Origin of the sequence: Klebsiella sp. CN_Kp106, assembly GCF_040064575.1 — a bacterium.
GTDB lineage: Bacteria > Pseudomonadota > Gammaproteobacteria > Enterobacterales > Enterobacteriaceae > Klebsiella > Klebsiella michiganensis.
Genome location: NZ_JBEAIG010000068.1, coordinates 247187 through 262664 on the forward strand (window position 1 = coordinate 247187; position 15478 = coordinate 262664).

15 protein-coding genes and 1 pseudogene are annotated in these 15478 nt (G+C 59.7%); 10 read left to right on the forward strand and 6 right to left on the reverse strand.

All coding sequences use genetic code 11. The annotated features are described in order from the left end of the window. Window positions 1–175: 175 nt before the first annotated feature. Genes hldE through ABLU96_RS23315 form a run of 3 tightly spaced genes read right to left on the reverse strand, consistent with a single transcriptional unit; the run spans window position 176 to window position 5824 of the window. A complete protein-coding gene (gene hldE / locus ABLU96_RS23305) occupies window positions 176–1609 on the reverse strand; it encodes a bifunctional D-glycero-beta-D-manno-heptose-7-phosphate kinase/D-glycero-beta-D-manno-heptose 1-phosphate adenylyltransferase HldE (protein ID WP_049079787.1) in 1434 nt (477 codons plus the stop codon). Between the two features lie 58 nt (window positions 1610–1667). Beyond that, window positions 1668–4502 carry a bifunctional [glutamate--ammonia ligase]-adenylyl-L-tyrosine phosphorylase/[glutamate--ammonia-ligase] adenylyltransferase gene (gene glnE, locus ABLU96_RS23310; RefSeq protein ID WP_004854270.1) on the reverse strand — a complete coding sequence of 945 codons (2835 nt, stop codon included), beginning with the start codon at window positions 4500–4502 and terminating at the stop codon, window positions 1668–1670. 23 nt (window positions 4503–4525) lie between these two features. Beyond that, complete coding sequence (locus ABLU96_RS23315; protein ID WP_032751304.1) at window positions 4526–5824, reverse strand: inorganic triphosphatase; 1299 nt, start codon at window positions 5822–5824, stop codon at window positions 4526–4528. 214 nt (window positions 5825–6038) lie between these two features. On the opposite strand from ABLU96_RS23315, the gene ABLU96_RS23320 reads away from it, so the two are divergent. Both ABLU96_RS23320 and ABLU96_RS23325 read left to right on the forward strand, forming a co-directional pair. After that, the gene (locus ABLU96_RS23320; protein WP_014226886.1) at window positions 6039–6659 is read left to right on the forward strand and encodes a TIGR04211 family SH3 domain-containing protein; all 621 of its coding nucleotides are present in this window, start codon (window positions 6039–6041) and stop codon (window positions 6657–6659) included. 60 nt (window positions 6660–6719) lie between these two features. Continuing rightward, on the forward strand, window positions 6720–7961 hold the full coding sequence (locus tag ABLU96_RS23325) for a multifunctional CCA addition/repair protein (RefSeq protein ID WP_064404265.1): 1242 nt from the start codon (window positions 6720–6722) through the stop codon (window positions 7959–7961). Window positions 7962–7971: 10 nt separating this feature from the next. Here the strand turns inward: ABLU96_RS23325 and bacA are convergent, their stop codons facing one another. Both bacA and folB read right to left on the reverse strand, forming a co-directional pair. Then, window positions 7972–8793: an undecaprenyl-diphosphate phosphatase gene (bacA, locus tag ABLU96_RS23330; RefSeq protein ID WP_004854277.1), complete on the reverse strand. Its 822-nt coding sequence runs from the start codon at window positions 8791–8793 to the stop codon at window positions 7972–7974. A gap of 203 nt (window positions 8794–8996) precedes the next feature. After that, window positions 8997–9380, reverse strand: coding sequence for a bifunctional dihydroneopterin aldolase/7,8-dihydroneopterin epimerase (gene folB / locus ABLU96_RS23335; protein ID WP_014226889.1), 384 nt, complete (start codon window positions 9378–9380; stop codon window positions 8997–8999). A 221-nt stretch (window positions 9381–9601) separates the two neighbouring features. On the opposite strand from folB, the gene plsY reads away from it, so the two are divergent. After that, window positions 9602–10222: a glycerol-3-phosphate 1-O-acyltransferase PlsY gene (gene plsY, locus ABLU96_RS23340; protein ID WP_004854283.1), complete on the forward strand. Its 621-nt coding sequence runs from the start codon at window positions 9602–9604 to the stop codon at window positions 10220–10222. A gap of 97 nt (window positions 10223–10319) precedes the next feature. Here plsY and ABLU96_RS23345 read toward each other — a convergent pair. Further along, window positions 10320–10403: pseudogene (locus ABLU96_RS23345) on the reverse strand (short-chain dehydrogenase); the annotation flags it as partial. Here ABLU96_RS23345 and ABLU96_RS23350 point away from each other — a divergent pair. From ABLU96_RS23350 to ureG, 7 genes are read left to right on the forward strand one after another with little or no spacing between them, the layout of a single operon-like run. Continuing rightward, the gene (locus tag ABLU96_RS23350; protein WP_064404266.1) at window positions 10393–11217 is read left to right on the forward strand and encodes an urease accessory protein UreD; all 825 of its coding nucleotides are present in this window, start codon (window positions 10393–10395) and stop codon (window positions 11215–11217) included. The pseudogene ABLU96_RS23345 and the gene ABLU96_RS23350 sit on opposite strands and share 11 nt — an antisense overlap. Before the next feature lie 9 nt (window positions 11218–11226). After that, window positions 11227–11529 (forward strand): urease subunit gamma, encoded by a 303-nt coding sequence (locus tag ABLU96_RS23355; RefSeq protein ID WP_025105909.1) that lies wholly within the window; start codon window positions 11227–11229, stop codon window positions 11527–11529. Between the two features lie 9 nt (window positions 11530–11538). Next, window positions 11539–11859 carry an urease subunit beta gene (locus ABLU96_RS23360; protein WP_014226892.1) on the forward strand — a complete coding sequence of 107 codons (321 nt, stop codon included), beginning with the start codon at window positions 11539–11541 and terminating at the stop codon, window positions 11857–11859. Further along, the gene (gene ureC / locus ABLU96_RS23365; protein WP_014839580.1) at window positions 11852–13555 is read left to right on the forward strand and encodes an urease subunit alpha; all 1704 of its coding nucleotides are present in this window, start codon (window positions 11852–11854) and stop codon (window positions 13553–13555) included. Before ABLU96_RS23360 ends, ureC begins: the two co-directional genes overlap by 8 nt. A 9-nt stretch (window positions 13556–13564) precedes the next feature. Beyond that, window positions 13565–14038 carry an urease accessory protein UreE gene (gene ureE, locus ABLU96_RS23370; protein WP_032692886.1) on the forward strand — a complete coding sequence of 158 codons (474 nt, stop codon included), beginning with the start codon at window positions 13565–13567 and terminating at the stop codon, window positions 14036–14038. Then, window positions 14039–14713, forward strand: a complete 675-nt coding sequence (locus ABLU96_RS23375; protein ID WP_014226895.1) for an urease accessory protein UreF — start codon at window positions 14039–14041, stop codon at window positions 14711–14713. Window positions 14714–14721: 8 nt separating this feature from the next. Continuing rightward, window positions 14722–15339 carry an urease accessory protein UreG gene (ureG, locus tag ABLU96_RS23380; protein ID WP_004105899.1) on the forward strand — a complete coding sequence of 206 codons (618 nt, stop codon included), beginning with the start codon at window positions 14722–14724 and terminating at the stop codon, window positions 15337–15339. Window positions 15340–15478: the final 139 nt, after the last annotated feature.

A 15478-nucleotide genomic window follows, 5' to 3' on the forward strand; every position in this document is an offset into this window, starting at 1 on the left:
GCCTCAAATGGCGATTTGTTGAGCCAAATCATTTATGCCGTCATTAAATAAAAAGAGGCCCGCGATTAGGCGATCGCGGGCCTCTTTTGTCCTGTTTCGCAGCGTTATCGCTGGTTACGCCTCGATTAGCGCGATAATTCCGGACATACCGCCGCTACGGTGCGAAGAGAAAACATTACTCTTTGTTATCTTTCTGGATCTTCTTGATGATGTTGGTCGTCGAGCAGCCATCTTCAAAGTTGAGCACCAGCACCTCGCCGCCGTTTGCCCAGACTTCTTCGCTACCGGCGATCTGTTCCGGCTTATAGTCGCCGCCTTTCACCAGCAGATCCGGCAGAATTCCGGCAATCAGACGCTGCGGGGTATCCTCTTCAAAAGAGACCACCCAATCGACGGCTTCCAGCGCGCCCAGCACGATCATCCGCTGATCCAGCGGGTTGACCGGGCGAGAGTCGCCTTTCAGACGCCGGGTTGACGCGTCGCTGTTCACCGCAACGATCAGCCGATCGCCCAGCTTGCGCGCGTTAGCCAGGTAGGAAACGTGGCCCGCGTGTAAAATGTCGAACACGCCGTTGGTCATCACCACTTTCTCGCCGCGCTTGCGCGCCGCGGCAACCGCCAGCTTCAGCTCTTCTTCGCTCATCACGCCAAAACCGGTCTCGGAGCGCCCGCGTACCGCGTTCTCCAGTTCGATAGGCGAAACGGTAGAGGTACCGAGTTTGCCCACCACGACGCCCGCCGCCGCGTTGGCAAAGTAGCAGGCCTCTTCCAGAGTGTTGCCGGAGGCCAGCGTCGCCGCCAGCACGCCGATGACAGTGTCGCCCGCGCCGGTAACGTCATAGACTTCCTGGGCCTGCGTGGGCATATGCAGCGGCGGTCGCCCCGGCTGCAGCAGCGTCATCCCCTGCTCGGAACGGGTCACCAGCAGCGCCGAGAGGTCAAAATCGGCGATGATTTTCATCCCGCGTTCAACGATCTCTTCTTCATCCTTACATTTACCCGCGACCGCCTCAAATTCTGAGAGGTTAGGCGTCAGCAGGGTGGCGCCGCGATAGCGTTCAAAATCCGTGCCCTTCGGGTCGATAAGCACCGGAACGCCCGCGTCGCGAGCCAGCTTAATCATGGTCTGGACGCTGGTCAGCGCGCCTTTGGCGTAATCAGACAGCACCAGCGCGCCAATGGAGCTCAGCGCCTGCTGAATACGCTCGTGCATCGGCTGCGGATCGACGCCGGAGAAACCCTCTTCAAAATCGAGACGAATCAGCTGCTGGTTGCGCGACAGCACGCGCAGTTTGGTAATCGTCGGATGGGTCGGGACGGACACAAAGTCGCACTTCACGTTGACGTCGGCCAGTGCCTTGCTTAACGCGCGGGCGGCATCGTCAATCCCGGTCAGGCCAACCAGACGAGAGGTCGCGCCGAGCGACGCAATGTTCATCGCCACGTTTGCCGCGCCGCCAGGACGTTCTTCGATATTTTCCACCTTCACCACCGGCACCGGCGCTTCCGGCGAAATACGGCTGGTGGGACCATACCAGTAGCGGTCCAGCATCACATCGCCAACCACCAACACTCCTGCACGTTCAAACTCTGGCAGCGTTACTTTCATTCCTCTCTCCTGCGAGACGCAAACTTTGCGCGCGATAATAGCACACCCGGTTTTTTAGTTAAGCCATCAACCACTTCTGCCAGCTGGCGCTGACCTGTTCACGCTCCTGGCTAAACGCTTCTGGCGCCACGTTCCCCGGCTGCTCCTGCAGCGCCAGGTGATGGAGCGCATCGCGCAGCGTGGTGTAAGCGTGAGTTAACGCCCTCGCCTCTGCCTCGTCCATAATGTCGTTCTGCGCCAGCAGTTCCAGAATACGGACGTTATCGGACCAGCGCGTGAGCTTCGGTTTATCACTGGCATAGCGTAGGACCAGATACTGGGTAATAAATTCAATATCCGTGATACCCCCGGCATCGGCTTTAATATCAAAGCGATCGTGATGCTTATTCCCCAGGTGAGCGCGCATTTTTTCGCGCATTTCCCGCACTTCGGTCTGCAGTTTTTCGCCTTCTCGCGGGGTAGTAAGAATATCCCGACGAATGGCGTCAAAGCGCGCCTGTAGCTCAGGATCGCCATACACTACGCGGGCGCGAACCAGCGCCTGATGCTCCCAGGTCCATGCCTCATTTTGTTGATAATCAGCAAAGGCATCGGCGGTGGTCACCAGCATGCCCGCCGCACCAGAAGGACGTAAGCGAGCGTCCACTTCGTACAGAATGCCCGACGAGGTGCGAGTGCTGAAAAGATGCATGATGCGCTGCGCCAGCCGCAGATAAAACTGACGACCGTCGATTTCGCGCTCGCCGTCGGTCATCACCTCCATCGGACAATCGTGGAGGAACACCAGATCGAGATCGGAACTGTAGCCCAGCTCCCAGCCCCCCAGCTTACCGTAGCCAACCACCGCAAAACCGCGCCCCTGGCGATCGTGCAGGTGCGTCGGCTGCCCGTAGCGGGCCACCATCTGCAGCCAGGCCTGCTGGACCACCGCGTCAATCATCGCCTCCGCCAGCCAGGTTAAGTGATCGCTCACTTTCATCACCGGCAGGGTTCCGGCGATATCGGCCGCGGCGATATGCAGCAGCTGCGCCTGCTTAAACTGGCGTAGCGCCTCCAACTGCTGCTCTTCATCATCTTCCGGTACGCGCAGCAGATACTGGCGCAGTTCATCGCGATAGGCATCGGTGGCCGTTGGCTGATAAAGCGTATTCGGGTCCAGCAGCTCGTCCAGCAGCAGCGGATGGCGAGCCAGCTGGCTGGCGACCATCGGCGATGCCGCGCACAGGCTAATCAGGTGCTTTAACGCGCCGGGGAATTCGCTCAGCAGCTCCAGATAGGTTGTGCGGGTGACAATCCCGGTGAGCAGCGGCGTAATGCGCGCCAGCGGCACCGGGGCATCCGCGCGCGAGCAGATTTCGCTGAGCAGATGCGGCATGAGCTGGTCGAGTACCTGACGGCCGCGCGGGCCAATCGTGCGCCGGTCCAGCTCTTTACGAAAATCGGCGATCAGCGCCAGCACGCTGCGGCGATCGCTGTCGGCGAGATGCGCCAGCGCCGGGCTGGTATCATCCTCCTGCAGCGCGTCCTGCCACAGTTCGCGCCAGTACTCTTCAAGCTGTTCATCCGGCGACTGGGTTTCATCGTCGCCGATCAATTCATTAAACACGCGCCGCACGTTGGCCATCTGCTCCGCCAGCCGCGCGCTGAGCGTATCCCAGTCGGCAGCCCCCATCCCCCAGGCCAGCCGTGCGCGATTAAGTTCATCCTGCGGCAGGGTTTGCGTCTGCTCGTCGTTGATGCTTTGCAGCAGGTTTTCCAGGCGACGCAAAAACAGATAGGCTTCGCGCAGCCTCTGCGCATCCCCTTCCGGCAGCAGGTGCAGCTCTTCGATGGCGGCCAGCGTCGGCAGCAAAGCCCGCTGTTGCAGCATCGGTTCGCGTCCGCCGCGAATCAGCTGGAAGACCTGGACGATAAACTCCACTTCGCGGATGCCGCCCGCGCCGAGCTTGATATTGTCCTTCAGTCCCCGACGGCGCACCTCACGGGCGATCATTCCCTTCATGTTACGCAGAGACTGAATCACGCTGAAATCAATATAGCGGCGGAAGACAAACGGCCGCAGCATGGCGCGCAGCTCGCTGGCGTAAACGCCATCGTTATCGCCCATGATTCGCGCTTTCACCATCGCGTAGCGCTCCCAGTCGCGCCCCTGCTCCTGGTAATAATCCTCCAGCGCGGCAAAGCTCAGCACCAGCGGGCCGCTGTCGCCAAACGGGCGCAGGCGCATATCAACGCGGTAGACAAAGCCATCCTGGGTGGGCTGATCCAGCACCTTAATCAGGCGCTGCCCGAGGCGGGTAAAAAACTGGGCGTTGTCCAGCTCGCGACGGCCGCCGCGCGTGGCGCCATGCTCCGGCCAGGCGAAAATCAGATCGATGTCGGAGGAGAAATTCAGCTCGCCGCCGCCGAGCTTGCCCATCCCGAGGATCAGCAGCGGCTGCGGCGTACCTTCAGCATTACACGGAGTGCCCCATTCACGGCAGCAGGCGGCGTATAGCCAGTCGCGCGCGGCGACGATTAAGGTCTCCGCCAGCGCGCTTAGCTGCTGCAGGCTGCTCTCTTCGCTGACCAGCGATAGCGCCTGGGCCCAGGCGATACGCACCATGATCCGACGGCGAAACTGGCGCAGCTCGCGCATCAGCGCGGCTTCATCATTGACCTCGGCCAGGCGAACCTGCAGCCAGTCGGCATAGTGATGCCACTCCTGCGCCTCAGGAGGCGCACTTTCAAGCTCCGCCAGCCACTGCGGCTGCGCGATCAGACTCTGTTCGACGAAATCGCTAAAGGCCATGACCGATTGCGCCCGATCGCTCAACGTCGATACGGGAAAATCCGCTGGTAGCCGGCCTGCGACCGTCTGCCAGTGCTGCTGTAATTGCGAAGAAAGCGGCATCTTAGGGGCTCCCTGGCCTGAAATTATCGTTTTCCACTATGCAGCCAGAACGGCTCCGCGGCCAGCGCCTGGCGACGAAAATATTCGATAACGCTGCTGTCGTTATGCGCTATCGCCCGGCGGGTTTCTTGCCAGTTTTCCAGCCACGGCGCGGCAGCGTCGATATAAGCGCCGGATAGCAGCTGAACGGTGTCAATTTCACGGGTCAGGCGCGGAAGCTGATCGACATAACCGTCAGCGGACGGCTGGCGGAAGGCGTTTTTCAGCTCCGCCGCCGCTCTGGAGAGCTGAATATCCGCGAAGCGTTTAAACGAACCGGCAATTTTCTGCTCTCCGGCTGCGTTCAGGAAGGGACGCCAGCCGCGGTTTATCAGCAGATCGGTCAGCGTCAGCTTGGCTCTGACGGTCGCCACGCTGAAAAGCGCCGCCTGGGCGGTTTCGGCCTCCGCCAGCGCCGCCTCAGCTTCGCTCAGACGCTCACGCAGCAGCGTGGTGGCCTTGCGCGGGACAATACCGCCAAACAGCACCAGCGCGTGCCGCACGCGGGCGATAGCGTGCAAAATCTCCGCTTTCGCTTTTGTATTGCCGCGATTGAGGAGTTCATCATGATACAGCCAGTGCGCCAGCGCGCTTTCCAGCGCTGCTTCCAGACCCTGCTCGACGCTGGCCTTCGGCGCGACGCGAAGGATCGTTAACGCGGTCAGCGGACGTTCTTCATTGCCCTGCGCCAGATGATAACCGCGCGCCGCCTTGCTCAGGCTGCCCTGACGCAGTACGCCGGTATCCAGCAGGCGACGGGCAAGGGTCAGAATGTCCTGGGTAGTACCGGACAGCAGTTCCAGCTCCAGTTCACAAATCGGTTCCTGATGCTCGCCGGCTTTAACTTCGCCGCGATCAAGCGCGATTTCAATTTCGCTGTCGCCTTCTTTGACCACCCATCTTTCACGCTCAAAATCGGTGCTGAAAAGCGGCTGTACGTTCTGTGCGAGCGCCGCCGGCAGTTCCCCCTGCGGCCAGACCTCAGCCGGCAGTTTCTCCAGCGCCAGCTCCGGGGTGTCCAGCGGAATGTTGTATTCCGGACGCTGATGCAGGCCGCCGACGACGCGCCCGGCGATTTTCAGCGTCATTTCATAGCGCCCCTGGTCGCCGCGAATGCGCAGCCCCATGTCGTGGCGGCGCAGCCAGTTATCCGCCGTTTCATAGTAAATATTCAGCAATTGACCCGCTGGCGTATGCTTTGCCTCCAGCGCGTTGAGGTGCTGACGCAGCGCGTCAACGCCATCCTGAGCGACGATAAACTTTAATTCGATTTCTTGAGCCATGACTGAATTCTTCCGCTTATATGCTGTGCCGGGAAATTGCGGCGAACTAACAACGATATTTCTTGTCAGTAAATAGTATTTTGCGGCGAATCGCCATGCAATGCGCATTTTGCCGGGCCACCTCCTGGATGATTCCGATTGTGGCGGAAAACTTTGCGTCGCTTCGGCGATGCCACTACTATCGTTCAACTTTTTATGACCAAACGATGACCTGATGCCAAAATTACGCCTTATTACATTGACTTTGCTGGCGCTGAGCGCCGCCACGGCGGTCCACGCGGAAGAAAAACGTTACGTTTCAGATGAACTGAATACCTGGGTGCGCAGCGGTCCGGGCGATAACTATCGTCTCGTGGGCACCATCAACGCCGGTGAAGAAGTCGCGGTGCTGCAAACCAACGACAGCACGAACTATGCTCAGGTACGCGACAACAGCGGCCGTACCGCCTGGATCCCCTTGAAAGAGCTGAGCAACGAGCCCAGCCTGCGCACCCGCGTGCCGGATCTGGAAAACCAGGTCAAAACCCTGACCGACAAACTCAACAACATCGACACCACCTGGAATCAGCGCACGGCGGACATGCAGAAGAAAGTCGCCGGTAGCGACGCCGTGATAAACGGTCTGAAAGAAGAGAACCAAAAGCTGAAAAATGAGCTGGTTGTCGCGCAGAAAAAGGTAAACGCCGCAAATCTGCAGCTTGATGACAAACAGCGCACCATTATCATGCAGTGGTTTATGTACGGCGGCGGCGTGCTGGGCGTCGGCCTGATCCTCGGACTGGTGTTGCCGCACCTGGTACCGAGCCGCAAACGCAAAGACCGCTGGATGAACTAATTCGTCTTCTCTGCCAGACTTACGTATCATCGTAAGAAAATAAAGACGGGAGAGTGAGGCGTGAAGGTTTATCTGGTCGGTGGTGCAGTACGAGATGCGTTATTAAGGCTACCGGTTAAAGACAAAGATTGGGTCGTGGTTGGCGCCACGCCTCAGCAACTTCTCGACGCGGGCTACCAGCAGGTAGGCCGTGATTTTCCCGTGTTCCTGCATCCGCAAAGCCGCGAAGAGTATGCGCTGGCGCGCACCGAGCGCAAGTCCGGCTCCGGCTACACCGGCTTTACCTGCTATGCCGCCGCTGACGTCACCCTTGAGCAAGACCTGCTGCGCCGCGATCTGACGATCAACGCGCTGGCCCAGGACGCCGACGGCCAGATTATCGATCCCTACGGCGGCCAGGCTGATTTACGCCAGCGCCTGCTGCGCCACGTCTCGCCCGCCTTTAGCGAGGACCCGCTACGCGTCCTGCGCGTGGCGCGTTTTGCCGCCCGCTACGCGCATCTGGGGTTCCGTATCGCCGATGAAACCATGGCGCTGATGCGGGCGATGGCCGATGCTGGCGAACTGGCGCACCTCACGCCCGAGCGGGTGTGGAAAGAGACGGAAAGCGCCCTATCTACCCGCAATCCGCAGCTCTTCTTCCAGACATTACGCGACTGCCGCGCGCTCAAGGTGCTGTTCCCGGAAGTCGACGCTCTTTATGGCGTACCGGCCCCGGCTAAATGGCACCCGGAAATCGACACTGGCCTGCACACGCTGATGACCGTCACCATGGCGGCGATGCTCTCGCCCGAAGTGGATGTCCGTTTTGCCACCCTATGCCACGACCTCGGGAAAGGGCTGACGCCGAAAGCGCTCTGGCCGCGCCATCATGGTCACGGTCCGGCTGGCGTTAAGCTGGTCGAGCAGCTCTGCGCCCGTTTGCGGGTGCCAAACGAGCTGCGCGACCTGGCAAAACTGGTCGCCGAATTTCACGATCTGATTCATACCCTGCCCATCCTGCAGCCGAAAACGCTGGTCAAGCTGTTCGATAATATCGACGCCTGGCGCAAGCCGCATCGTGTCAGGCAAATCGCGTTAACCAGCGAGGCCGACGTGCGCGGGCGCACCGGCTTTGAAGCCTGCGATTATCCGCAGGGTCGCCTGCTGCTGGAAGCCTGGGACGTTGCCCGGTCGGTTTCAACTAAAGAGGTGGTGGCGGAAGGTTTTCAGGGCGTTGAAATTCGTGAAGAGCTGACGCGTCGGCGGATTCAGGCCGTCGCCCGCTGGAAAGAAAAGCGTTGCCCTCAGCCGCGGGACTGAGGGCGGGCGCTTAGAAGAAGACCACGTAGACCGCTGCCGCAACGATAAAACGGTAGATGGCGAACGGGATAAACGAAATACGTTTAATCAGCTGCAGGAAGGTTTTAATCGCAATCAGCGCGACGATAAATGCCGTGATAAAACCGACGGCAAACATCGGAATATCGCCGGCGTTCAGAAAGCCAATGCTCTTGTACATATCCAGTACGGTTGCGCCCATCATCATCGGCACCGCCAGCAGGAACGAGAACTCAGAGGCCGCATAGCGGCTGACGCCCATCAGCATCCCGCCGGAAATCGTCGCCCCGGAACGCGAGAAGCCCGGCCACAGCGCCAGACACTGGAAGCAGCCGATGACGAATGCCTGACGATAGGTCATATCATCAATGCCCACCGCGCGCGGCTGTTTCGGCTTCAGCACCTCCGCCGCGATCAGCAGCACGCCGCCCACAATCAGCGCATACATCACGTTTATCGGGTTAAACAGCGACTTGATGGTATCGTGGAAAATCAGCCCCAGCACCACCGCCGGGATCATCCCCAAAAGAATATGGATAAGCGACAGGCGACCGCTGCCCTGGCCTTCATGCTCGGGCTTTTTGCCAAAATGAATGCCGATAAGACCAAACAGGCGGCGCCAGAACATCACCACAACGGCCAGAATGGAACCAAGCTGAATGACGACTTCAAACGTATTCGCGGTATCGCCTTCAAAACCCAGCAGATGACCGACAATAATCATATGACCAGTACTGGAGACAGGTAAAAATTCTGTCAAACCCTCAACCACACCCAATATTGCCGCTATCAGCAGCGAGTGTATATCGCTCATCCAATTAAACCCTTTAAAAAGTAAAATGAAAAAAACCAGGAACGAAGAACCGAGCTATCAGGCGTGCTTATTTGGCCACAGACAGCGCGCAGAAAAGTGAGCGTACAGGTTGTACGCAAGGATTTCGAGCGCTGTCACAGGGCAAAACGGCAAAGAAAATAGCCTGATGGCCGGATTCTATGACCGGTATAAACGCAATTTGTTTAACGAGTATGACCTGAAAAGTTTTGTTTCAGATTAAGGCCACGTTCAATAATGACGCCGACGTTAGCCGCCCGGGCTACCGCCCCAGGTTTGCTGACTTTAATACGTACCCATGGAGATTGAAACTTTTCCAGCAGCAGGTCGGCAATTTCTTCCGCCACGCGTTCCACCAGCGCAAAACGCCCGCCTTCGACGTGGCTGATTACCAGCTCGCTGATATCAGCATAGCTGAGACAATCGCTGACATCATCGCTGGCCGCCGCTTTGCGGTTATCCCACGCCATTTCGATATCGAACACCAGCTTCTGTTCGATGGTCTGTTCCCAGTCGTAAACACCAATTGTGGTGATTACCGAAAGTTGCTCTATAAATACAATATCCATCACGACCTGCCTGCTTTTTGGCTAAACCGGATACCACTTCCGGCCAATTATGCGTATTATCCACAGATGCAAAGACATCCCCTAAATAATTTGCGTTGCAGGAAGACAGCGACGCGGCAAGGCTCCAGGAGCATAGCATCGCTATGGGTCCCGGAGAGCCAATGCGCGGACAACGCGCAGTGCGCAGGGGATAAAACGACACTTTCAAAATGGAACAGCTGATGAGTGCAATCGCGCCTGGACTGGTTATCCTCGCCTACCTCTGCGGCTCAATCTCCAGCGCCATTCTCGTTTGCCGCCTCGCTGGCCTTCCCGACCCTCGCGACAGCGGCTCCGGCAATCCAGGGGCGACGAACGTCCTGCGAATTGGCGGCAAGGGCGCAGCCGTAGCGGTGCTTATTTTTGACGTACTGAAAGGCATGCTGCCGGTCTGGGGCGCGTGGGCGTTAGGCCTGACGCCGTTCTGGCTCGGCCTGGTGGCGATCGCCGCCTGCGTGGGCCATATCTGGCCGGTATTTTTTAACTTTCGCGGCGGTAAAGGCGTGGCCACCGCTTTCGGCGCCATTGCTCCTATCGGCTGGGATCTCACCGGCGTGATGGCCGGAACCTGGCTGCTGACGATTCTGCTCAGCGGCTACTCCTCGCTGGGGGCTATCGTGAGCGCGCTGATTGCTCCGTTCTATGTCTGGTGGTTCAAACCGCAGTACACTTTCCCGGTTTCGATGCTGTCATGCCTGATTCTGCTGCGCCATCACGACAACATACAGCGTCTGTGGCGTCGTCAGGAAACCCGCATCTGGACCCGGCTCAAAAAGAAGAAAAAAACGCCGGAGCAGAAATAACCTTTGCTGCGCCGCAACTTCGCGGCAAGTAAGCCCCAGGTGATTAAAGTAAACCAACGCGGCTGCGGCTCGAAGTATGACGGGTATAAGCTTTTCATATGACCGGGATGATTGGCCCCCGATCAATACTCTTCGCTGCTGTTTTATCTTGATTTTGCAGGGGCGCGACATTGCACGGCACCGTGTTACCACAGAATAAAAAAGGCTGGCAGGCCTCGCTGGACCTCCAGTTTCAATTTCTCGGCGGGAAAACCACGCTCGCCTCCCGTCGTCATGTCGGTCCCCTCACCGTTCAGCGCCCGTTTTATCCCGAAGAAGAGACCTGCCACCTCTATCTGCTTCATCCGCCCGGCGGTATCGTCGGCGGCGATGAGCTCACCATTAGCGCGACGATGGATCCCGGGTGCCACACGCTGATCACCATGCCCGGCGCCAGCAAGTTCTATCGCAGCAGCGGCGCGCAGGCGCGTCTTCAGCAAACCCTGACGCTGGCCGAAAACTCAACGCTCGAGTGGCTGCCGCAGGACGCGATCTTCTTTCCCGGCGCCAACGCCGCTTTGTCTACCGCCTTTCATCTCGCCGCGTCCAGCACGCTGCTGGCGTGGGACCTGCTGTGCCTTGGCCGGCCGGTCATCGGCGAAGCCTTTAGCCACGGCGCGCTCGCCAATCGCCTGGAGGTGTGGGTCGACAGCTCTCCGCTGCTGATTGAGCGCCTGAGCCTGGCCGATGGACAGCTGGCCTGCGTCGCGCAGCAGCCGTGGGTGGGAACGATGCTGTTCTACCCGGCGAACGAAACGCTGCTCGAAGGCGTACGCGAAAAACTTACGCCGCTGGCAAACTACGCCGGCGCGACGCTCACCGACGGCCTGCTGACGGTACGCTTTCTAAGTGACGATAATCTGCTTTGCCAGCGGGCAATGCGCGATATCTGGCAATTTATGCGCCCGCACCTGACCGGCAAATCTCCGGTACTCCCCCGAATCTGGCTGACTTAAGAGAACGCTATGGAACTGACACCCAGAGAAAAAGACAAGCTGTTGCTGTTTACCGCCGCGCTGGTGGCGGAGCGTCGCCTGGCCCGCGGTCTGAAGCTCAACTATCCCGAATCCGTGGCCCTGATTAGCGCCTTTATTATGGAGGGCGCGCGCGATGGCAGAAGCGTCGCGGCGCTGATGGAAGAAGGACGCCACGTCCTGAGCCGCGACCAGGTCATGGAAGGCGTGCCGGAAATGATCCCCGATATCCAGGTCGAAGCCACCTTCCCGGACGGCTCGAAGCTGGTTACCGTCCATAACCCGATAATCTGAGGTAGCGCGATGATCCCAGGAGAATATCAGGTAAAACCCGGCCAGATAGCGATTAACGTCGGCCGCGCCACCTGCTGCATTATCGTTGAAAATCACGGCGATCGGCCGATTCAGGTCGGCTCGCATTACCACTTCGCCGAGGTCAACCCGGCGCTGAAGTTCGATCGCCAGCAGGCGACCGGCTATCGCCTGAATATCGCCGCCGGCACCGCAGTGCGCTTCGAACCTGGCCAAAAGCGCGAGGTGGAGCTGGTGGCGCTGGCCGGAACCCGCGCGGTGTACGGTTTCCGCGGAGACGTTATGGGCGCGCTGGAGGCTAACGATGAGTGACATTTCACGTCAGGCCTATGCCGACATGTTCGGCCCCACCACCGGCGATAAAGTTCGCCTGGCGGACACCGAGCTGTGGATCGAGGTCGAAGATGATTTGACCACCTACGGCGAAGAGGTCAAATTCGGCGGTGGCAAAGTGATCCGCGACGGTATGGGCCAGGGACAGATGCTTTCCGCCGGGTGTGTGGATCTGGTGCTGACCAATGCCCTGATCGTCGATTACTGGGGGATCGTCAAAGCCGACATCGGCGTCAAAGACGGGCGGATCTTCGCGATCGGCAAAGCCGGTAACCCGGATATTCAGCCCAACGTCACGATCCCGATCGGCGCGGCCACGGAAATTATTGCGGCGGAAGGCAAGATCGTCACCGCCGGCGGCGTCGATACGCATATTCACTGGATCTGTCCGCAGCAGGCGGAAGAGGCGCTGGTCTCCGGCGTCACCACCATGATCGGCGGCGGGACCGGCCCGGCGGCGGGCACCAACGCCACGACCTGCACGCCCGGGCCGTGGTACATCTCGCGGATGCTGCAGGCCGCGGACAGCCTGCCGGTCAATATTGGCCTGCTGGGTAAAGGCAATGGTTCGAATCCGGATGCGCTGCGTGAGCAGGTCGCGGCCGGGGTTATCGGCCTGAAGATTCACGAAGACTGGGGCGCGACCCCGGCGGCAATCGACTGCGCGCTGACGGTGGCCGACGAAATGGACGTGCAGGTCGCGCTGCACAGCGACACCCTCAATGAGTCCGGATTCGTTGAGGATACCCTGGCGGCCATCGGCGGGCGCACTATCCATACTTTCCATACCGAAGGGGCGGGCGGCGGCCATGCGCCGGATATTATTACCGCCTGCGCGCACCCCAATATTCTGCCCTCGTCGACCAACCCGACGCTGCCCTATACCGTCAACACCATTGACGAACATCTGGATATGCTGATGGTTTGCCATCATCTCGACCCGGATATCGCCGAGGACGTGGCGTTTGCCGAATCGCGCATTCGGCGGGAAACCATTGCCGCGGAAGACGTCCTGCACGATCTGGGCGCCTTCTCCCTCACCTCGTCTGATTCGCAGGCGATGGGCCGCGTCGGCGAAGTGGTGTTGCGCACCTGGCAGGTGGCGCACCGGATGAAGGTCCAGCGCGGCCCGCTGGCGGAAGAGAGCGGCGATAACGACAACTTCCGCGTGAAGCGCTATATCGCCAAATACACCATTAATCCGGCGTTAACCCACGGTATCGCCCATGAAGTCGGTTCGATTGAAGTGGGGAAACTGGCGGATCTGGTGCTGTGGTCCCCGGCGTTCTTCGGCGTGAAGCCGGCGACGATCGTCAAAGGCGGTATGATCGCGATGGCGCCGATGGGCGACATCAACGCCTCTATCCCGACGCCGCAGCCGGTGCACTATCGCCCGATGTTCGGCGCGCTGGGCAGCGCTCGCCACCGCTGCCGTTTGACCTTTCTGTCGCAGGCGGCGGCGGAAAACGGCGTCGCTGAACGGCTGAACCTGCACAGCGCGACGGCGGTGGTTAAAGGCTGCCGCACGGTACAAAAAGGCGATATGCACCACAACGGCCTGCTGCCCACTATTACCGTGGATTCGCAAACCTACGAGGTGCGCATCGACGGCGAACTGATAACCAGCGAACCGGCGGACGTGTTACCGATGGCGCAACGTTATTTCCTGTTTTAAGGAGCGCAAATGCTTTATTTGACCCAACGGGTGGAGACCCCTGCGCAGGCCACGGCCAGCGTTACCCTGCCGATTGACGTGCGGGTAAAAAGCCGCATTAAAGTCACGCTTAACGATGGCCGTCAGGCGGGCCTGCTGCTGCCGCGCGGTCTGCTGCTGCGCGGCGGCGACATTCTCAGTAACGAAAACGGTAGCGAATTCATTGAAGTGATCGCCGCTGATGAAGCCGTTTCGGTCGTACGCTGCGATGACCCCTTTATGCTGGCGAAGGCCTGCTATCACCTTGGCAATCGCCACGTGCCGCTACAGATTATGCCCGGCGAGCTGCGCTATCATCACGATCACGTCCTGGACGATATGCTGCGCCAGTTTGGCCTGGCCGTGGATTTCGCGCATCTGCCGTTTGAACCGGAAGCCGGCGCCTACGCCAGCGAATCGCACGGCCATCACCACCACCATCACGATCGTGAGCACAGCCACTAAATGCCGACGCCGGAAAAACGTCTGCGCTTGATGCAGCTTGCCAGCAGCAGCCTCCCGGTTGGCGGCTACAGCTGGTCCCAGGGGCTGGAGTGGGCGGTGGAAGCGGGCTGGGTAGCGGATACCGCCGCCTTTGAGCGCTGGCAGCTGCGCCAAATGGAGCAGAGCTTTTTTACCGTCGACCTGCCGCTGTTTGCCCGCCTCTACCGGGCCTGCGAAGCGGGCGATCTGGCCTGCGCCCGGCGCTGGACCGCTTATCTGCTCGCCTGCCGGGAAACCCGCGAGCTGCGCGATGAAGAGCGCAACCGCGGCGCGGCCTTCACCCGGCTGCTGGCCGACTGGCAGCCGGACTGCCCGCCCGAGTGGCGCAAGCTGTGCCAGCAAAGTCAGCTAACCGGCATGGCGTGGCTCGGCGTACGCTGGCAAATCGCCATTCCTGACCTGGCCCTGAGCCTTGGCTATAGCTGGATTGAAAGCGCGGTGATGGCGGGCGTCAAGCTGGTGCCCTTTGGCCAGCAGGCGGCCCAGCAGTTGATTCTTCGCCTGTGCGACCGCTACGCGGCGGACATGGACAGCGCCCTGGCGACCCCGGACGACGCCATCGGTTCGGCGACGCCGCTTGCGGCTATCGCTTCCGCCCGGCACGAAACCCAGTATTCCCGATTATTCCGTTCTTAGGAGAAGGTATGAACATGATTAAGCAACCGCTGCGCGTCGGCGTCGGCGGCCCGGTCGGCTCCGGAAAAACCGCGCTGCTGGAAGCCCTCTGCAAAGCCATGCGCGACACCTGGCAACTGGCGGTGGTGACCAACGATATCTACACCAAAGAAGATCAGCGCATTCTCACCGAGGCTGGCGCCCTTGAGCCTGAACGAATTGTCGGCGTCGAAACCGGCGGCTGCCCGCATACCGCTATTCGGGAAGATGCGTCGATGAACCTTGCCGCGGTGGAAGCGCTGAGCGAGAAATTCGGCAATCTCGATCTCATCTTTGTAGAAAGCGGCGGCGATAATCTGAGCGCCACCTTCAGCCCGGAGCTGGCGGATCTCACCATCTACGTCATCGACGTGGCGGAAGGGGAAAAAATCCCGCGCAAAGGCGGACCGGGGATCACCAAATCCGACTTCCTGGTGATCAACAAAACCGATCTTGCACCGTACGTGGGCGCGTCTCTGGAAGTGATGGAGCGCGATACCCTGCGCATGCGCGGCGAACGCCCGTGGAGCTTCACCAACCTGAAAAGCGGCGACGGCCTGCAAAATATCATCGCCTTTATCGAAGACAAAGGCATGCTCGGCAAGTAACCCCTGCACCATCCCGGCGCAGAGGTGTCGGGATGGTGCATACCCTGCCCTCTCTTTAACCATCCCCTTCATGAAGCCCTGATAGCGCCTGCCCTGCGATGTGGCATAAGGTTTGCTAATTCCAGTCATGCCTAACCAT